At 66.7% G+C, this 17,493-nt stretch carries 21 protein-coding genes; 9 read left to right on the forward strand and 12 right to left on the reverse strand.

The window, feature by feature from the left end; all coding sequences use genetic code 11:
• Positions 1–118: 118 nt before the first annotated feature.
• From pip to cysS, 5 genes are all read right to left on the reverse strand, one after another.
• Positions 119–1,078, reverse strand: a complete 960-nt coding sequence (pip, locus tag HNQ66_RS13435) for a prolyl aminopeptidase (RefSeq protein WP_184144669.1) — start codon at positions 1,076–1,078, stop codon at positions 119–121.
• Positions 1,075–1,548, reverse strand: a complete 474-nt coding sequence (locus tag HNQ66_RS13440) for a GFA family protein (protein WP_184144670.1) — start codon at positions 1,546–1,548, stop codon at positions 1,075–1,077. Before HNQ66_RS13440 ends, pip begins: the two co-directional genes overlap by 4 nt.
• A complete protein-coding gene (locus HNQ66_RS13445) occupies positions 1,545–2,027 on the reverse strand; it encodes a GFA family protein (RefSeq protein ID WP_184144671.1) in 483 nt (160 codons plus the stop codon). The genes HNQ66_RS13440 and HNQ66_RS13445 overlap by 4 nt, the downstream gene beginning before the upstream one ends.
• Positions 2,024–2,401 carry an endonuclease domain-containing protein gene (locus HNQ66_RS13450; RefSeq protein WP_184144672.1) on the reverse strand — a complete coding sequence of 126 codons (378 nt, stop codon included), beginning with the start codon at positions 2,399–2,401 and terminating at the stop codon, positions 2,024–2,026. The genes HNQ66_RS13445 and HNQ66_RS13450 overlap by 4 nt, the downstream gene beginning before the upstream one ends.
• A 176-nt stretch (positions 2,402–2,577) precedes the next feature.
• Positions 2,578–4,011, reverse strand: a complete 1,434-nt coding sequence (gene cysS, locus HNQ66_RS13455; protein ID WP_184144673.1) for a cysteine--tRNA ligase — start codon at positions 4,009–4,011, stop codon at positions 2,578–2,580.
• Between the two features lie 407 nt (positions 4,012–4,418).
• Here cysS and HNQ66_RS13460 point away from each other — a divergent pair, with 407 nt between their 5' ends.
• On the forward strand, positions 4,419–4,598 hold the full coding sequence (locus HNQ66_RS13460) for a hypothetical protein (protein ID WP_184144674.1): 180 nt from the start codon (positions 4,419–4,421) through the stop codon (positions 4,596–4,598).
• 5 nt (positions 4,599–4,603) lie between these two features.
• Here the strand turns inward: HNQ66_RS13460 and HNQ66_RS13465 are convergent, their stop codons facing one another.
• Positions 4,604–5,383: an SOS response-associated peptidase gene (locus HNQ66_RS13465; RefSeq protein ID WP_184144675.1), complete on the reverse strand. Its 780-nt coding sequence runs from the start codon at positions 5,381–5,383 to the stop codon at positions 4,604–4,606.
• A gap of 59 nt (positions 5,384–5,442) precedes the next feature.
• Between HNQ66_RS13465 and HNQ66_RS13470 the strand changes: the two genes are divergently transcribed.
• The 8 genes from HNQ66_RS13470 to HNQ66_RS13505 all read left to right on the forward strand — a co-directional run bounded on the left by HNQ66_RS13470 (position 5,443) and on the right by HNQ66_RS13505 (position 10,949).
• Entirely contained in the window at positions 5,443–5,877 is a 435-nt protein-coding gene (locus tag HNQ66_RS13470; RefSeq protein WP_184144676.1) for an NUDIX hydrolase, read from the forward strand.
• Positions 5,874–6,290: a TIGR02301 family protein gene (locus HNQ66_RS13475; protein WP_184144677.1), complete on the forward strand. Its 417-nt coding sequence runs from the start codon at positions 5,874–5,876 to the stop codon at positions 6,288–6,290. Before HNQ66_RS13470 ends, HNQ66_RS13475 begins: the two co-directional genes overlap by 4 nt.
• A 92-nt stretch (positions 6,291–6,382) precedes the next feature.
• Positions 6,383–6,652, forward strand: a complete 270-nt coding sequence (locus tag HNQ66_RS13480) for a hypothetical protein (protein ID WP_184144678.1) — start codon at positions 6,383–6,385, stop codon at positions 6,650–6,652.
• 16 nt (positions 6,653–6,668) lie between these two features.
• Positions 6,669–7,442: a hypothetical protein gene (locus HNQ66_RS13485; protein WP_184144679.1), complete on the forward strand. Its 774-nt coding sequence runs from the start codon at positions 6,669–6,671 to the stop codon at positions 7,440–7,442.
• 340 nt (positions 7,443–7,782) lie between these two features.
• Entirely contained in the window at positions 7,783–8,628 is an 846-nt protein-coding gene (gene ygfZ / locus HNQ66_RS13490) for a CAF17-like 4Fe-4S cluster assembly/insertion protein YgfZ (RefSeq protein ID WP_184144680.1), read from the forward strand.
• A 184-nt stretch (positions 8,629–8,812) separates the two neighbouring features.
• Positions 8,813–9,439 (forward strand): YfbR-like 5'-deoxynucleotidase, encoded by a 627-nt coding sequence (locus tag HNQ66_RS13495; RefSeq protein ID WP_184144681.1) that lies wholly within the window; start codon positions 8,813–8,815, stop codon positions 9,437–9,439.
• A 2-nt stretch (positions 9,440–9,441) separates the two neighbouring features.
• Positions 9,442–9,975 carry a tyrosine phosphatase family protein gene (locus HNQ66_RS13500; RefSeq protein ID WP_184144682.1) on the forward strand — a complete coding sequence of 178 codons (534 nt, stop codon included), beginning with the start codon at positions 9,442–9,444 and terminating at the stop codon, positions 9,973–9,975.
• Positions 9,972–10,949, forward strand: a complete 978-nt coding sequence (locus HNQ66_RS13505) for an NUDIX hydrolase (protein WP_184144683.1) — start codon at positions 9,972–9,974, stop codon at positions 10,947–10,949. Before HNQ66_RS13500 ends, HNQ66_RS13505 begins: the two co-directional genes overlap by 4 nt.
• A 6-nt stretch (positions 10,950–10,955) precedes the next feature.
• On the opposite strand, the gene HNQ66_RS13510 is transcribed toward HNQ66_RS13505, so the two are convergent.
• From HNQ66_RS13510 to HNQ66_RS13535, 6 genes are all read right to left on the reverse strand, one after another.
• Complete coding sequence (locus HNQ66_RS13510; protein WP_184144684.1) at positions 10,956–11,468, reverse strand: superoxide dismutase family protein; 513 nt, start codon at positions 11,466–11,468, stop codon at positions 10,956–10,958.
• A 60-nt stretch (positions 11,469–11,528) separates the two neighbouring features.
• On the reverse strand, positions 11,529–12,434 hold the full coding sequence (gene nadC, locus HNQ66_RS13515; protein WP_184144685.1) for a carboxylating nicotinate-nucleotide diphosphorylase: 906 nt from the start codon (positions 12,432–12,434) through the stop codon (positions 11,529–11,531).
• Positions 12,431–12,835, reverse strand: coding sequence for an endonuclease domain-containing protein (locus HNQ66_RS13520; protein WP_184144686.1), 405 nt, complete (start codon positions 12,833–12,835; stop codon positions 12,431–12,433). Before HNQ66_RS13520 ends, nadC begins: the two co-directional genes overlap by 4 nt.
• A gap of 211 nt (positions 12,836–13,046) precedes the next feature.
• Positions 13,047–14,645, reverse strand: a complete 1,599-nt coding sequence (locus HNQ66_RS13525) for an L-aspartate oxidase (RefSeq protein WP_184144687.1) — start codon at positions 14,643–14,645, stop codon at positions 13,047–13,049.
• Between the two features lie 198 nt (positions 14,646–14,843).
• Positions 14,844–15,920 (reverse strand): quinolinate synthase NadA, encoded by a 1,077-nt coding sequence (gene nadA, locus HNQ66_RS13530; RefSeq protein WP_184144688.1) that lies wholly within the window; start codon positions 15,918–15,920, stop codon positions 14,844–14,846.
• A gap of 151 nt (positions 15,921–16,071) precedes the next feature.
• Positions 16,072–17,307 (reverse strand): MFS transporter, encoded by a 1,236-nt coding sequence (locus HNQ66_RS13535; protein ID WP_184144689.1) that lies wholly within the window; start codon positions 17,305–17,307, stop codon positions 16,072–16,074.
• Positions 17,308–17,493 lie beyond the last annotated feature (186 nt).

The raw sequence follows: 17,493 nt of genomic DNA on the forward strand, positions 1-17,493 counted from the left end.
CCAGCATTGCTCCATCCTCATCGTTCGAGATGGGCGAGACGTGGCAACGGGTCGATCTCCCCCCTTGAGGGGGAGATGGCCGGCAGGCCAGAGGGGGGTGAACGCGGCACGCACGGCGCTAGATCTTTCCCGCGAACATGTCGGTCGCGTAGATCAGGCGGTCGAGGATGCCGGGTTCGGAATAGGCGTGGCCGGCGCCCTCGATGAGGTAAAATTCGGCGTCCGGCCAGGCCTTGTGCAGCGCCCAGGCGTATTTCGCCGGGCACGGCATGTCGTAGCGGCCATGCACGATCACGCCGGGAATGCCGGCGAGCTTGTGCGCCTCGCGCAGGAGCTGCCCTTCCTCCAGCCAGCCGGCATTGACGAAGAAATGGTTCTCGATGCGGGCGAAGGCGTGGGCGTAGTCCTCCTCGGCGAAGGGATCGCTCGTCGCCGGCTCCGGCAGAAGCGTGATCGTCTCGCCTTCCCAGAGGCTCCAGGCCTTGGCGGCGGCGAGGCGCGTCGCCCTGTCCTCGCTCGTCAGGCGGCGGTGATAGGCCAGCATCATCTCGTGGCGCTCTTCCGGCGGGATGGGCTCCACGAAACGCTCCCACTTGTCCGGGAACATTTCCGAGACGCCGAACTGGTAGTACCAGTCGAGCTCGGCCTTCGTCAGCATGTAGATGCCGCGCACGACGAGCTCGCTGACGCGTTCCGGATGTTTCTGCGCATAGGCGAGCGCCAGCGTCGAGCCCCAGGAGCCGCCGAAGACCAGCCACTTTTCCGCACCCGCCATCTCGCGCAGCCGCTCGATGTCGGAAACGAGGTGCCAGGTCGTGTTGGCTTCAAGCTCCGCATGCGGCGTGGACTTGCCGCAGCCGCGCTGGTCGAACAGCGTCACGTCGTAGAGCTTCGGGTCGAACAGGCGGCGATGGTTCGGCGAGATGGTGCCGCCCGGCCCACCGTGCAGGAAGACGGCGGGCTTTGCGCCGGGCGTGCCGACGCGCTCCCAGTAGATGGTGTGCCCGTCGCCGACGTCGAGATGGCCCGAGGCATAGGGTTCGATCCCGGGATAGAGGGTGCGCAATGTTTCGCTCATAGTTTCAGTCCGTGGGCCGGCCAGTTTTCCGTCTCGTGGTCGGGATGCTGGAAGGAGATGATCTTCTCCTGCTGGCTGTAGAAATCCGGGTCGTCATGCACGGGCGCGGAAAAGATCGTCTCCACCCAGGGCAGGCGCGCGGAATAATTGACCTGGATCTGCGGGGCGAGGTCGTCGCGCTCGTCGAAGGCGCCGATGGCGATCTCGATGCCGCCCGGATGCCTGTAGGTCAGCGGCGTGCCGCAATGCCTGCAGAAGCCGCGGGCGATATTGATCGAGGACTGGAAATAGGCCGGCTCCTCGCGCGTCCATTCCACCTCGCCCTTGGCGGTGACGAGCGGGCCGAAGAAGCCGCCGAACTGCTTCTGGCACATGCGGCAATGGCAGATCGACGGGCGGCCGAGCTCGCCCCGGATGCGGAAGCGGACGGCGCCGCATTGGCAGCCCCCGGTACGGAAGGTCTCGGTCATCTCTGTTCCTCCGGTGGCCATTTGTCGGTGTCGTGGTCGGGGTGCTGATAGGAAACGAGGTCGGCGAGGAAGGACGCCGCCTCCGCATCCGCCATGGTGTCCTCGCCCGGCAGGGCGGCGATGGTGTCGACATAGGGCAGCTTCGCCTCGATGCCCCACTGGATGCGCGGGGCGATCTCCGCCGGATCGTCGAACGTGGCGATGGTCAGCGCCACGCCGTCCGGCGCCTCGTAGGTCAGCGGCGTGCCGCAATCGGCGCAGAAGCCGCGATAGCCGTGGTTCGACGAGCGAAACCGCTTCGGCGCGCCCCGCGTCCAGGTCAGCTTCGCGCCGCGCACGGAAACGAGCGGCAGATAGAAATTGCCGGCCGCCTTCTGGCACATGCGGCAATGGCAGACCGACGCATCCCCAAGCGCGCCCTCGACATGAAAGCGCACCGCACCGCACTGGCATCCGCCGGTGTAGAAGGGTGTGGTCATGATTGCAGTTCCTTGCGAGTTTCGATCGTCGCGAGGATATGACGGCAAACGCCGTCGATATCCTTCAGAACCTCGTCATTCCAGAAACGCAGGACGGTCCAGCCATCCTGCTCCAGACGGACGGTTCTGTCGGCATCATAGTGCAGCGCTGCATCCAGCGCGTGCTGGGAACCGTCCAGTTCGATGATGATACGGCTTTCCGGGCAGGCAAAATCAACGATGTAGCCAGCAATCGGCATCTGCCGGCGGAATCCAAGCCCCATCAGGCGATGGGCACGCAGCTCGTTCCACAAGGCAAGTTCGGCATCCGTCAAAGCCCTGCGCATGCGGCGTGCGCGGACGCGGTTGAGCTTCGAAACCTTCCCGTGCGGCAAGATACCCCCCTCTGTCACTTCGTGACATCTCCCCCACAAGGGGGGAGATTGGGAGCCAGCATAAACGTTCACCTCATATTCAACCAGTAATTGATTCCCAAGGATCGAGCCACGAGTCCTCGATCTCCCCCCTTGTGGGGGAGATGTCACGAAGTGACAGAGGGGGGTGGCTCTGCTCACCGTTTGACCTCCCAGGTCGTCACGCGCTCGCCGGTGGACGGGTCCTTGCCGTCCTTGAGCTGGATGCCCCTGGCGGCGAGGTCGTCGCGAATCTTGTCGGCTTCGGTGAAGTTCTTCGCCTTCAGCATTTCGAGGCGGAGCTGGATGACGGCGTCGATGCTGTCTTCCAGCGCCTTGGAGACCTCGGCCTTCTTCGGCAGGACGCCGAGGAGGGCGGCGCTGGCGGCGAAGACGGGCAGCATCAAGGGGTCGGCGTTGGCGCATTGGGCAAGCGCGTGCAGCGCCTGCACCGCGCCGACGGTGTTGAGGTCGTCGAGAAGGGGCGCAAGGACGGTGCCGTCGACGCGGCCTTCGGCGGGGTTGCCGCCGGCCGGCCACTTGGCGAGGAGGCGCTCGGCCTCCTCCAGCCGCTTGACGGAGAAGTCGATCGGCTCGCGGTAATGCGTCATGAGCATGGCAAGGCGCAGCACCTCGCCCGGCCACTTGCGCCCGCCGAACTTCTCCTCGTGCAGCAATTCGTAGATCGTGACGAAATTGCCCTCCGACTTCGACATCTTGCGGCCTTCGACCTGCACGAAGCCGTTGTGCATCCAGACATTCGCCATGACCTTCGTGCCGTGGGCGCAGCGCGACTGGGCGATCTCGTTCTCGTGGTGCGGGAAGATGAGGTCGAGCCCGCCGCCGTGGATGTCGAACGTCTCGCCGAGATAGGCCGCCGACATGGCCGAGCACTCGATATGCCAACCCGGCCGGCCCCTACCCCAAGGAGACTGCCAGCCCGGTTCCTCCGGCGAGGAGAGCTTCCAGAGCACGAAGTCGCCGGGGTTCTTCTTGTGCACGTCGACGGCGACGCGGGCGCCGGCCTGCTGCTCGTCGAGATTGCGCTTCGAAAGCTGGCCGTAGTCGGCCATCGAGCCGGTGTCGAACAGCACTTCGCCATTGGTTTCATAGGCATGGCCGCGTTCGACGAGACGTTGAATCAACGTGATCATGTCCGCCTTGCCGTCCTCGCGCGGCTGGACGAACTCGGTGGCGCGCGGCTCGTTCGTCGGGGCGATCGCGCCGAGCATCTCGATATCCGAATGGAACTGGTTCGCCGTCTTCTCCGTCACGCGGCGGATCGCCTCGTTCAGCGACAGCGAGCCGTCCGCGATCTGCGAGCCGAAGTCGCGCAGCGCCCGCGCGTTGATCTTGTCGTCGACGTCGGTGATGTTGCGGGCATAGGTGACGTGGCTTTCGCCGTAGAGATGGCGCAGCAGCCGGAACAGCACGTCGAAGACGATGACCGGGCGGGCATTGCCGATATGGGCGAAGTCGTAGACCGTCGGGCCGCAGACATACATGCGCACATTGTCGGGATCGATCGGAGCGAAGGGCTCCTTCGACCGCGTCAGCGTGTTGTACAGCGACAGGACCGGCTTTTCGGCCATGAGAATCTCCCAAAATGCGTAAACCCGGCTGGCCGGGTCGTTGTCATCCGGGGATTTTGAGGGACGAAAACGGCCAGGCCAGCGCGTGCGCTAGCGAATAATGCTCCGGCGAATGCAGAGTACCGTTTTCATGGCCTGCTTTATCGCGCCCTCCACGCGCCCGGTCAAGCGGGCGGGCGCGAAAATCCCGCTCCTCCCGGCCGGCCAGACAGGCCCCGAAGGCGGGCGGCGGGAAACCATTGTTAGCCGCCGTCACAATTCTTGACCGCCAATCCCGCCGTTTGCCGCAGAGCGATCAAGATTTGAGCAGAATTTGGCCGAATGGGCCGCATAATCACATCGCTCGTCAGGGCGGCGCCTGGGGAATCAAAGGCGCCTGCTCAATGAGCCATCATCAGGAGAGTGACATGTCGACCGCAAGGAAACCCGCCCAACCCGCCGCCAGCGAGACGCTGCAGGCGCGCTACAAGCCGCTCGGCCTGCCGGCCGTCGTCGCGGCGACCCGGTGCAAGGCGGAGAGCAAGGCCAAGGACGAGCAGCGCACGCCGCGCGAAATCCCCGCCGTCCTCCAGCCGCTTTACGAATAAGCGGTTCAGAACAGCGAAAGCTGGTCGGGCTTTTGCCCGGCCTTCGGGGGCGCGTCTGCGCCCTTCTTCGTTTCCGGTTCCGCGATCTCCTCCACCGGCTCCAGGATGTCCGGCCCCATGTTGGAGACCTTGCCCACCTTGTCGGACACCGGGATCGCCTCGAAGAAGCCTTCCTCGATGGGCCGCATCAGGTCTTCCACCTCGCGCGGTTCCTGCGTCCTGCAATCGAGCCAGCGAGAAAAATCCTCCGGGCGGATGACGACGGGCATGCGGTCGTGGATGCGGGCGATATCGGCATTGGCGGCCGTCGTCAGGATGGCGCCGGTATCGACTTCCGAACCGTCCGCGGACGACCATGTCTCCATGAGGCCGGCGAAGGCGACGATCTCGCCCTTCCTCGGGCGGATGAAATAGGCCTGCGCCTTCGCGCCCTTGTCCGCCGGCCGTCGCCACTCGAAGAAGCCCGAGGCCGGCACGAGGATGCGCCGATGCCGCATGGCGGCGCGGAACGAGGCCTTGCCGATCGCCGTTTCGGCGCGCGCGTTGATCAGCAGCGGAAAATCCTGCGGGTCCTTCACCCAGCCGGGCATGAAGCCCCAGCGCACCAGAAGCGCCTTGCGCTCCGGCAGGTTGCTGCCGGGCGCCTGCCTGTCGCCGGCCACGACGACGAGGATCGGCTGCGTCGGGGCGATGTTGTAGCGCGCCGGCGGCTCCTCCAGGTTCACGAGATTGAGGAACTCGCGGAGAAGATCGGCCCTGGCCAGCAATGCGAAGCGTCCACACATGGCGTCGTCATCGCACTTTGCCTATAAGGGGTCAACGACCCACCCGAACCGGACCCGCGATGAAGACGTCGAAGATGCCCCAGCCCGCCTCCTCCGCCATCGTCGAGCGCGACGGGCGCTACCTGCTCGTGCTGCGCACCAAGCCGCCGTCGGATGCGATGTACGCCTTTCCGGGCGGGCGGGGCGAGCCGGGCGAGAGCCCGGCCGAGACCGCGCTGCGCGAACTCTTCGAGGAAACGGGCCTGCGCGCCGAAAAGCCGGTGCTTTTCGCCACCTACGACCTGCCCGGCCACGAGGACGGCCCCGGCAGCCAGTCGTTCTTCCTCTCCGTCTTCAAGGTGAAGGCGGACGAGAACGCGGTCGCCGTCGCCGCGGACGATGCGGCAAGCGTCGGCTGGTACACGGCGGGCGAGATCGAGAAGATGCCGGCGCCCGACAGCGTGCGCGAATGCATCCGCCGCCTGGAAGCCGAGCGCGCGGAGCTTTCCGCATGAGGCTCCGCCCCGCGCTCCTGCTTCTCCTCGCCCTTGCCGCCCCCGCCTTCGCTCAACCGGCGAAGGACGAGAAGGCCGCGCAGACCCCCGAGGCGGCCGTGGAAAAGCCGGCGCCCTATGACGAGCGGCTGGAGCGGCTGTCGGAAATCCTCGGGGCGGTGAGTTACCTGCGCAATCTCTGCACGGACAAGGCGGAGGACGAGTGGCGCGGCTCCATGCAGCGCCTCATCGACCTCGAAGCGGCAGGCGAGCCGAAGCGGCAGGAACGGCTGACGGCGGCATTCAACCGTGGATACCGCTCCTTTGCGGCCATCTATACGGCTTGCACCGACTCGGCCGTTGTCGCAGAAGGAAGATACCGTGCCGAAGGAGCAACACTTGCCACGGAAATTACCGCAAGGTTCGGGAATTAGCGATTAATTAACCTGTTTTTCCAGCAGCCAGTGCCGTTTTGGGAAAAGGCTGCTAAGGTCGTTAACAGTCAAGTAAGAACTGAATGCCTCGCATGGACCGATCTATGGAACCTACTCTCAACGATATCGACGAGATGATCGTGCACGAGAAGATGCAGGCCGCTCTGGAATACCAGAACGAGGCTTGGGCCGATGGCATGGCGGACGGCATCGAGGCGGAAATCATCGCCGATGCAGCCATCGCGCTCGCCTTGCGCGAGACGATCCGGGTCCATGGCGAGCGCGGCGCGGAAGCCTTGCTCGATTCGCTGCGCGAGCGCATGCTGGCCGGAGAATTCTCCCCCGAGCGCATCCTGCAATAGGCTGGAAAGACACATCATGCAGACGAAGGCTGACGGCAAGAAGCTGCTTCGCGGCAGCCTTATCGCGTTCACCGTACTCTTCGGCACGACGGCGCTCACCCTGCCCTTGCACCCCGCCTTCGCCCTCAGCGAGCTGAGGCACGAGCAGGGCGTGGCGCAGCAGAAGCCCGCCGAAGACGAGAAGGCCGCGCCGGTCGAGACGGAACAGGACGGGGAGGAAGCAAGCCCCCTCGAACTGCCGCTTCCCGATCCCATCGTCCGCAAGAACCAGGCCGTGACGGAACCCGCGGACGACGCGCCCGCCGAGGACGAGCCGCAGACGCCTGTCGAGGTGTTCTACGACATCGAGAAGGCGCCGGAGCCCGTGCGCCGCATGCGCCAGCTCATCGTCGAGGCGGCCGCCTCCGGCGATATCGAGCGCCTTCGCCCGCTGCTCGGCAAGGGCGTGACGCAGACGCAGGTCTCCATGGTCGAGAGCGAGGAGGGCCCGGTCGAGACGCTGAAAGGCCAGTCCGGCGATCCGGACGGCATCGAGGTGCTCGCCATCCTGCTCGACGTGCTCTCCACCGGCTTCGCCCATGTCGGCGCCGGCACGCCGGACGACATGTATGTCTGGCCCTATTTCGCCGAAAAGCCGCTCGCCAGCCTGACGCCGCCGGAAAAGGTGGATCTCCTGCGCCTCGTGACCGCTGGCGACTACGCCGACATGCAGGAATTCGGCAGCTACAATTTCTACCGCGTCGGCATCACGCCGGACGGGGAATGGAAGTTCTTCGTCACGGGTGAGTGAACCCGGCTTTTTTAGTTCGTACGACGGCGGCCCATTTTCCCTCACATCTGGAGCTTGCCCCTCACCCTAACCCTCTCCCCGCAAGCGGGGAGAGGGGACTTGCCCTACTAACCGCTTTTGTTTGAGGAAACCGGCGCGGCGTATCCCCTTCGCCCCGCTTGCGGGGAGAAGGTGGCCGGCAGGCCGGATGAGGGGCTGCCTTTCTACGCGTTGCCTATACGGGAGAAAAAGCCCCGCACCTTGCGAAAGCAGCCCTGCCGTTCTACCTCTGTTTCCAAAGGCGCAGCGATGCGCCGCCTGCCGCCGGCCCCTGCCGGCGCGCGCAAAACTGGATCGAAACATGCCTTCCGTCACGCTTTCCGGCCGCGCCTTTCTCCGCCTTTCCGGCAAGGATGCCGAGACTTTCCTGCAAGCCCTGATCACCACGGACCTGCCGTCCCTGCCCGAAGGCGAAATCCGCCCCGGCGCGCTTCTGACGCCGCAGGGCAAGATCCTGTTCGATTTCCTCATCCGCCGCGACGGTGCGGACGCCTTCCTCATCGAGACGGGCGAGGAGCAGCGCGACGGGCTCCTCAAGCGCCTTACCCTCTACAAGCTGCGCGCCGCCGTGGACCTTGCCGCCGTCGAGGGCGGTGCGGTGACCGTGGCATGGGACGCACCCGAGGCGGATGCGCCGCACGATGCGCGGTTCGCCGCCGCAGGCGTGACGGTCTCCCGCCGGCCGGGCGCGGGCGGCACCGATGCCCCTGCCCTCTACGACGGCCTTCGCATTGCCGCCGGCCTTCCTGAATCTGGCCGAGACTACGCGCTTTCCGACGCCTTCCCGCATGACGTGCTGCTCGACCGCAGCGGCGGCCTTTCCTTCCGCAAGGGCTGCTATGTCGGGCAGGAGGTCGTCTCCCGCATGCAGCATCGCGGCACGGCGCGCCGCCGCCCGGTCATCGTCAAGGCCGAAACCGCCCTTCCCGCGACCGGCACGGAGCTTCTTGCCGGTGGCAAGCCCATCGGCACGCTCGGCACCGTCTCCGGCCTCCTCGGCCTCGCCGTGGTGCGCCTCGACCGCGCGGCGGACGCCATGCGCACGGGCACGCCGATTACCGCGGGCGACGTGCCCGTGACGCTGGAGCTCCCCGCATGGACCGGGCTCGGCTTCCCCGAAGAGGCGACCGAGGTGCCGGCGCAATGAGGGCGCTTTTGCGGGAGAGGTGCGGTTGGGGGCTACCCCCCTCTGCCCTGCCGGGCATCTCCCCCACAGGGGGGGAGATCGGCAAGGAGCGAGGCGGCGCCACAATCAATCTCCCCCCTTGTGGGGGAGATGCCCGGCAGGGCAGAGGGGGGTGCCGCCCCAAAATGCCCAGCGGGATATCCCAATGACCGCCCCCCGCGCGAAAACCGAGCCGCGCGCGTGGCAGCGCATGCTGTCCGGCCGCCGGCTCGATCTTCTCAACCCCTCGCCGCTCGACATCGAGCTTTCCGACATCGCGCACGGGCTTGCCCGCGTCGCGCGCTGGAACGGGCAGACGCACGGAGACCATGCCTTTTCCGTCGCGCAGCATTCGCTCGTCGTGGAGGCGATCTTCCGGCGGCAGAACCGCTGCGATGCGGGCGAATGTCTCGTGGCGCTGCTGCACGACGCGCCGGAATACGTGATCGGCGACATGATCTCGCCCTTCAAGGCGGTCGTCGGCGGCGGTTACAAGACGGTGGAGAAGCGGCTGGAGGCCGCCGTCCACCTGCGCTTCGGCCTGCCGCCCGCAACGCCCGCCGCGCTGAAGGCGAAGATCAAGAAGGCCGACCAGGTCGCCGCCTTCTTCGAGGCGACGGAGCTTGCCGGCTTCTCCCATGCCGAGGCGACGAAATTCTTCGGCGCGCCGCGCGGCATCACGCGCGACATGCTCGACATCGCCCCCATGCCGGCAACGCAAGCGCAGGCGCGCTTCTGCGAGCGTTTCGCGGCGCTGGAAGAGGAGCGCGGCCTTCCCGCCGCTGCGGTGTGAGGATGGGCCGGATCGTCGTCGCCCCCCTTCCGAAGATCGCCGAGCTCGCCGTCCGGCACGGCTGCCGCGAAATGGTGAGCCTCGTCGCGCCGAGGCAGGATTTCCACCGCCCGGCCGTGATCTCCGCCGGCCGGCACCTCATCCTCGGCGTCAACGATATCGCCTTTGCCGGCACGGGCAAGCTCGTCGCGCCCGGCGAAGAGCATGTGGCGGCCATTCTCGCCTTCGCCCGCGGCTGGGACCGGCAGGCGCCGCTTCTCGTCCATTGCCAGATGGGCGTTTCCCGCTCGCCGGCCGCCGCCCTCCTCATCGCGCTCGCCGTGGAGCCGGATCAGGACGACCACGCGCTGGCGCTACGCCTGCGGCAGGCCTCCGTGCAGGCAACGCCGAATGCGCGGCTCGTCGAGATCGGCGACCGTGTGCTGGATCGCGGCGGGCGGCTCGTCGCCGCCGTCCGGGCCATCGGGCGCGGGGCGGACTATGTCGGCGACAGCCCCTTCGTCTTTTCCGCCGTACCGGAGCGGGCCGAACCATGACGGACGCCCTTACCCGCCCGCCTGTCGAGATCGGCCTCAATGCGGCGGTCGTCGCCATTTCCGGCCGCAGCCCGTCGATCCTCGCTGTCGCCGGCGAAGGCCCGGGTGCGCGCGACGCGCTGCCCTTCGGCCCCTTCGCCCCGCAGCAGCACCGCACCTTCGAGACGAGCCTGCGCGCCAGCGTTGAGGCGCAGACGGCGCTGAAGCTCGGCTATATCGAGCAGCTCTATACGTTCGGCGACCGCGGCCGCCAGAAGCTGCCCGACGAGGCCGGCACGCACATGGTCTCCGTCGGCTACCTGGCGCTCGCCCGCACGGACGACGAGGCGAACGAGCGGCTGGCCGAAGCGGGCGCGGCCTGGCGCGACTGGTACACCTATCTTCCCTGGGAGGACTGGCGGCAGGGCCGGCCGGCCATGCTCGACCAGGCCATCCTGCCGGCGCTGAAATGCTGGGCGGGCGATGCCCTGCGCGAAGAGCGGGCAGCCTCCACGCCCCCGCCGCTCACCCGCGTGCGCCTCGCCTTCGGCCTCGACGATTTCCCCTGGGACGAGGAGCGCGTGCTGGAGCGCTACGAACTGCTCTACGAGGCCGGCCTTGCCGAGGAGGCGGTGACGGACGGGCGTGCGCGCGCCGGCCAGCCTTCGCCGGGCGTCGCCATGCGGCACGACCATCGCCGCATCCTCGCCACCGCCATGGCGCGGCTGCGCGGCAAGATCAAATACCGTCCGGTGATCTTCGAGCTGATGGCGCCGGAATTCACCCTCACCGAACTGCAGGCGACCGTGGAGGCGATCTCCGGCCGGCACCTGCACAAGCAGAACTTCCGCCGCCTCGTGGAGGGCGCGGAGCTGGTCGAGCCGACGGGCGCCTCGACCTCGGCGACCGGCGGGCGGCCCGCCGCCCTCTTCCGCTTCCGCCGCCGTATCCTCGAGGAGCGCCCGGCGCCCGGCCTCAAGGTCGGAACGCGCTGAAAGCCTCTACTTGATCACCGCACAGGCGATCCGGTCGCCCGCCCCGCCGGCCGGGTCCGTGCGGTAGTCGTCGGAGCCGGCGTGGACGATCAGCGCGCGGCCGCGGATGCCGCGCTCGGCATCGTCGAGGCGTACCATGGTGGAATAGATCTGCGCGCGCAGGATGCCGTCGTCGCCGACATACTGGTTCGGCAGGTCGCCGGCATGCGGGCCGTCGGCGGAGGCGAAGCCGTGCTTCCTCTCATCCGGATTGAAATGGCCGCCTGCCGATTCGTGACCGCCCGTGGGATCGCAGGCCCCCTTCTCATGGATGTGCAGCGCCACCCATTTGCGCGGGGTGAGCCCGGAGACCTCCACCTCGAACAGCACGCCCTCGGGGCCCGCGGTCAGGTGCGCGCGGCCGGTCTCGGTGCCGGCGCGGTCGACGAAATTGGCCTCGGCCGTGTTCTTCGTCTGCTGGGCGAAAGCCGGTGCGGCCAGGATTACCGCTGCGGCGGCAAGCGCGACGATCTTCGACATGATGCGTCCTCCGTTCAGGTGCTCAAGGAGCCGGAACGCATCGCGCTGTATGGTGTTCCGCTATCGCAGGACGATGTCGAGGCCGATGTCCAGCGTCGGCGCGGCCATGGTGATCTTGGAGGTCGAGATGTAGTCGACGCCCGTTTCGGCGATGGCGCGGATGGTGGCGATGTTCACGTTGCCGGAGGCTTCGAGCTTCACCCGGCGCGGATCGGCGGCATAGGCCTCGTCGGAAAGGCCGGCGCAGTCGCGGTTGATCTCGACGGCGCGGCGCAGCAGTTCCGGCCCCATATTGTCGAGGAGGATCACGTCGGGCTGCGCCTCCAGCGCCTCCTCCAGCTCCTCCAGCGTGGTCACCTCCACCTCCACCTTGACGAGATGGCCGGCAAAGGCCCGCGCGGCGCGGATGGCGCCGGCAACACCGCCCGCGACGGCGATGTGGTTGTCCTTGATGAGGATGGCGTCGTCGAGGCCGTAGCGATGCGAGGAGCCGCCGCCCATGCGCACGGCATACTTTTCGAGCGCCCTGAGGCCGGGGATGGTCTTGCGCGTGCAGCAGACCTTCGCCTTCGTATGGGCGATCTCGCCGGCAAAGCGCGCCGTATAGGTCGCAACGCCGCAAAGGTGCATGAGGAAGTTCAGCGCCACCCGCTCGGCCGAGAGCACCGCCCGCGCCGGGCCGGAGATCGTCGCGATCACCGTGCCGGGGGAAAGCCGGTCACCGTCCTTCACGAAGGCCTCGAAGCGGATCGCCGGGTCCATCAGCCGGAAGGCGGCGCGCGCCAGATCGAGACCCGCGACGACCCCCTCCTCCCGCGCGTTCAGCTCCGCCGTCGCCGTCATCTCCGGCGCGATGGTCGCCTGGCTGGTGATGTCCCCGGCCCGGCCGAGATCCTCGACAAGCGCCGCACGCACCTGATCCTCCACCATCAGCGGGGAGAGGACGGGGAGATGGGGATGGGTCATGGGGATATCCTGTATTCCTGAGAAATTCTTTCTTCGAAGGCATCGAAACCGACAACGCGGAGAATGTGGGTGCACACGCCGTCGATGTCCTTCAGCACGTCGTCGTTCCAGAAGCGCAAATTCGTCCAGCCGAGCGCTTCGAGCCTATCATTGCGTTCCTCGTCCGACCTCAATGCGTCCGGTCTGGCATGCCCCGAACCGTCGATTTCGACGACGATCTTATGCTCGGGACAGGCGAAGTCGACAATGTAGCCTGCTATCGGCATTTGCCGACGGAAGCTCAGTCCCATGAGACGATGGGCACGAACCGCATTCCAGAACCGCAGCTCCGCATCCGTCATCGCCCGACGCATCCTGCGCGCGTTTCCGCGTGTTGTGGGGCGAACCTCGTGATGCGGCATTCGGTCCTCCTCTCATCGTCCTGCCGAGGCGCTACCCCCCTCTGCCCTGCCGGGCATCTCCCCCTCAAGGGGGGAGATCGGCTGGAAGCGAAAACACCCTTCAAACCGTAACGTCAAAGGAACGCGAAACGGTCCTCCAACCAATCTCCCCCCTTGAGGGGGAGATGCCCGGCAGGGCAGAGGGGGGTGAACCACCACGGGCCGCCTCACCTCACGCCGCCGCCGTTTCCGCGACCTCCGCCACCACCTTCTCGGCATCGGCGAGCGTCAGGAAGGTGCGGTGCTTCCAGGCGGCCTTCTGCTCGGGGAAATCGGAGCGGAAGTGGCCGCCGCGGCTTTCCTCGCGCAGATAGGCCCCGACGGCGATCAGCTTGGCGGTGGTGACGATGTTGTGGAAGCGCATGCGGCTGTTCCCGCGCTCCAGCGCCGCGATCTCGCGGATGGCCGTCTTCAGGCCCTCGCGCTCGCGGATGACGCCGACGCAGTCGCTCATGACGCGGCGCAGGCGCTTCAGCGCCGCGCTGTCCTCCACCGTCACGAGGTCGTCGCTCTCGCCGGCATTCTGGCCCCAGTCGTTGGTCTTCGGCTCCGGCAGCATGCCCTTGATGTTCTCCGCGATGCGCGCGGAAAAGACGACGGCTTCCAGCAGGGAGTTGGAGGCGAGGCGGTTGGCGCCGTGCACGCCCGTGGAAGTGACCTCGCCGGCTGCCCACAGGCCGTCGATGGAGGTGCGGCCTTCGCCGTCCGTCAGCACGCCGCCCATATGATAGTGGACGGCCGGCACGACGGGGATCGGCTGCGTCACCGGGTCGATGCCGGCCGCCTTGCAGGAGGCGTAGACGGTCGGGAACATATCCGGGAAATGTGCGCCGACGGCCCTGGTGCAATCGAGGAAGGCGCCTCGGCCGGCCTGCACCTCGGCATAGACGCCGCGCGAGACGATGTCGCGCGGGGCGAGCTCCCCGTCCTCGTGGATATCCAGCATGAAGCGGTGGCCGGCGGAATTGACGAGATGGGCTCCGTCGCCGCGCAGCGCCTCGGTGGCGAGCGGGGCGGGATCGCGGCCGATATTGATGGCGGTCGGATGGAACTGCACGAATTCCGGATCGGCGATGATGGCGCCGGCGCGCGCGGCCATGCCGACGCCCTGCCCGCAGGCCTGCCACGGATTGGTGGTGACGGCGAACAGATGGCCGACGCCGCCCGAGCACAGAACCACGGCGCGCGCCGGGAAATGCACGCGCTTCTTCGACTGGCCGGCATCCGGCCGCGCGACGACGCCGGCGATGAAGCGGCCCTCGCGCACCAGTTCCTCGACCACATAGCCTTCCAGAACGCGGATCGACGGCGTCTTGCGCACGGCGGATATCAACGCCTCCATGATGGCCTTGCCGGCCATGTCGCCCTTGACGCGCACGATGCGGCGCTCGGAATGGGCGGCCTCGCGGGAAAGCATCAGCCTGCCCTCGAGGTCCCGGTCGAAGGGCACGCCGTAGTCGAGCAGGTCATGGATGCGCGCGGGGCCTTCGGCCACCATGAAGCGCGCCATCTTCTCGTCGACGATGCCGGCACCGGCCTCCAGCGTGTCGGCGACGTGCTTGTCGAAGGTGTCGCCGGGGCTCATGGCCGCCGCGATGCCGCCCTGCGCCCAGGCCGAGGATGCGCCCTGCCCGATGGGCGCGGCGGCAAGGACGGTGACGGGGCGCGGCGCGAGTTTCAGCGCGCAGAAAAGGCCTGCAAGCCCGCCGCCGACGATGACGATATCGTCGATGCCGTTCCAGGATTGCGGACGGAAGCTGTCGATGGGCATGCTGTTTTCCTCCTGCGCGCACTGGACTGTTCTCCCCCCTTGTGGGGGAGATGTCACGAAGTGACAGAGGGGGTGGCGGCCCGCGCGGCGAGGAGGATCACCCCCCTCTGCCCTGCCGGGCATCTCCCCCACAAGGGGGGAGATCGAAACCCGTACCGCTTGCGTCTCTATCTCTTCGCGACCTCCAGCCGCGCTCCACTACTGTTTCAAATTCACCATCCGCTCGACGGCGAGGCGGGCGCGGTCGGCGATTGCCGGGTCGACCAGGACCTCCTCAGTCATGGACACCAGGCTGTCGAGGATCTTCGGCAGCGTGATGCGCTTCATGTGCGGACAGAGGTTGCACGGCTTGACGAAATCGACGTCCGGAAGCTCGGCCTGGATGTTGGAGGCCATGGAGCATTCGGTGACGAGCAGCACGCGCGAGGGGCGATGGTCCTTCACGTAGTTGATCATGCCCGAGGTCGAGCCGGCGAAATCGCACACCTCGATGACGTCCGGGTGGCACTCCGGATGGCCGATGATCTCGATGCCGGGATGGGCTTCCTTGTAGGAAAGGAGCTCGGCCGCGGTGAAGCGCTCGTGCACCTCGCAGTGGCCCTTCCAGGTAAGAATCTTCTTGTTCGTCTGGCGGGCGACGTTGAGGGCGAGATATTCGTCGGGAATGCACAGCACCGTGTCGCTCGCAAGGCTCTCCACCACGGCGAGCACGTTGGAGGACGTGCAGCAGATGTCCGTCTCCGCCTTCACGTCGGCCGAGGTGTTGACGTAGGTGACGACCGGAACGCCCGGATAGCGCTGTTTCAGGAGCCGCACATCCGCACCGGTGATCGAATCCGACAGCGAGCAGCCGGCGCGCGAATCCGGGATCAGCACGGTCTTTTCCGGGTTCAGCAGCTTGGAGGTCTCGGCCATGAAGTGCACGCCGCACTGGATGATGATCTCGGCATCGACCTTGGTGGCGTCGCGGGCGAGCTGGAGCGAATCGCCGACGATATCGGCAACGCAGTGAAAGATTTCCGGCGTCTGGTAGTTATGCGCGAGGATGACCGCGCCGCGCTCCTTCTTCAGCCGGTTGATGGCGGCGACATAGGGCGCATAGACCGGCCATTCGAAGGCGGGGATGAACTGCCTGACCTTCTCGTAGAGATGCTCCGTCTCGCGGGCGATCTCCGGCGTGAAGGCAAGATCCGGCTTGTCGACGACGCCGAAGCGCTCCGCGGCGGTGAGCGGGCGAGCGGCTTCGGCTGCCTGCGCATGGGCCAGAACGGTCATGGAACCCTCCTCTCAAGCTATTTTGCTCAAGTTGAGCATAATAGCCTTAAAACAAAACCGGCATTGCCGGTGGATCAGATTTAGAAACTTTCGTGACGCTTTGCAAGGCGCGCCGCCCGGAATCCTTTGCCGGGCGGCGCATTGTTTGCGATCAGGCCACGGCCGGGCGGGTAACGCCCTTCTCCTCGATCGGCCAATGGACGACGGCGGCGAAGAGGCCGAGCGCCACGCCCAGCCACCAGACCGGATCGTAGGTGCCGAAATGGTCGTAGAGGTAGCCGCCCATCCATACGCCGAGGAACGAGCCGACCTGGTGCGACAGGAAGACGATGCCGCCGAGAAGGCCGAGATGGCGCGTGCCGAACATGATGGCGACGAGGCCGTTGGTCGGCGGCACCGTGGAGAGCCACAGGAGGCCCATGACGACGGCGAAGACGATGACCGAGATGGGCGACTTCGGCAGCAGGATGAAGGCCGACACGGCGACGGACCGGGCAAGGTAGATATAGGCGAGGAAATAGGGCTTGGAGTAGCGCTGGCCGATGAAGCCGGCGGCCAGCGAGCCGATGATGTTGAAGAAGCCGATCAGCGCCAGCGAGATCACGGCATAGCGGGCATCGATGCCGATGTCGCTGAGATAGGCCGGGAAATGCGCGGTGATGAAGGCGACCTGATAGCCGCACACGAAGAAGCCGGCGACGAGCAGCAGGTAGCTGCGGTAGCCGAGCGCCTCGCGCAGCGCCTCGCCGATCGTCTGCTTGTATTCGCTCGCCGCGGTGATGCCGGAGGAGGAATTGCCGCGCAGCGGAATGGCGATGACCGGCACGGCGAGCATCAGGATGCCGAGATAGACGAGGCTGTCCGACCAACCGAAGGCGCTGATGAGGCCCTGCGAGAGCGGCGCGAAGAGGAACATGCCGGCCGAGCCCGCCGCCGTGCAGATGCCGAAGGCCATGGAGCGCTGCTCGGGCGTCACGTTGCGCGCGAAGGCGGAAAGCAGGATGCCGAAGGAGCCCGCCCCGACGCCGAGGCCGACCAGCACGCCGCCGCCGACATGCAGCCAGAGCGGCGATGTGCCGAGCGACATGAGGTAGAGGCCGAGCGCATAGACGAGGCCGGAGATCAGGAGCACGCGCCAGGTGCCGAACTTGTCGGCGATGGCGCCGAAGAAGGGCTGGCTGACGCCCCAGGCAAGGTTCTGCAACGCCATGGCGAGGCCGAAGGTCGTGCGGTCCCAGCCGGTATCCTGGAGCATCGGAAGCTGGAAGAAGCCCATCGCCGAGCGCGGGCCAAAGGTGAGCACGGCGATCAGCGAGCCGGCGAGGATGATGAGCCAGGGCATCGGCCGGGCCGCGGCGGAAGCGGTTTCAGGACGGGAAGCGGGCATGGAACTGTCTCCAAAATCGGAGGCGCAATCTAAGGCGAGCCATTGATAAATAGAAATGAATTTAATTGAGCGGGCGATCAGCCCGATTGATGAGATGAGGCGGTCCGGCAAACCCGCGGTTCGACTTGACGCGCCATCGATTTAGGCGCATTGCCACCGTCGGGCGTCACACGGCGCCAACCAAAC

The organism is Shinella fusca (assembly GCF_014203155.1).
GTDB lineage: Bacteria > Pseudomonadota > Alphaproteobacteria > Rhizobiales > Rhizobiaceae > Shinella > Shinella fusca.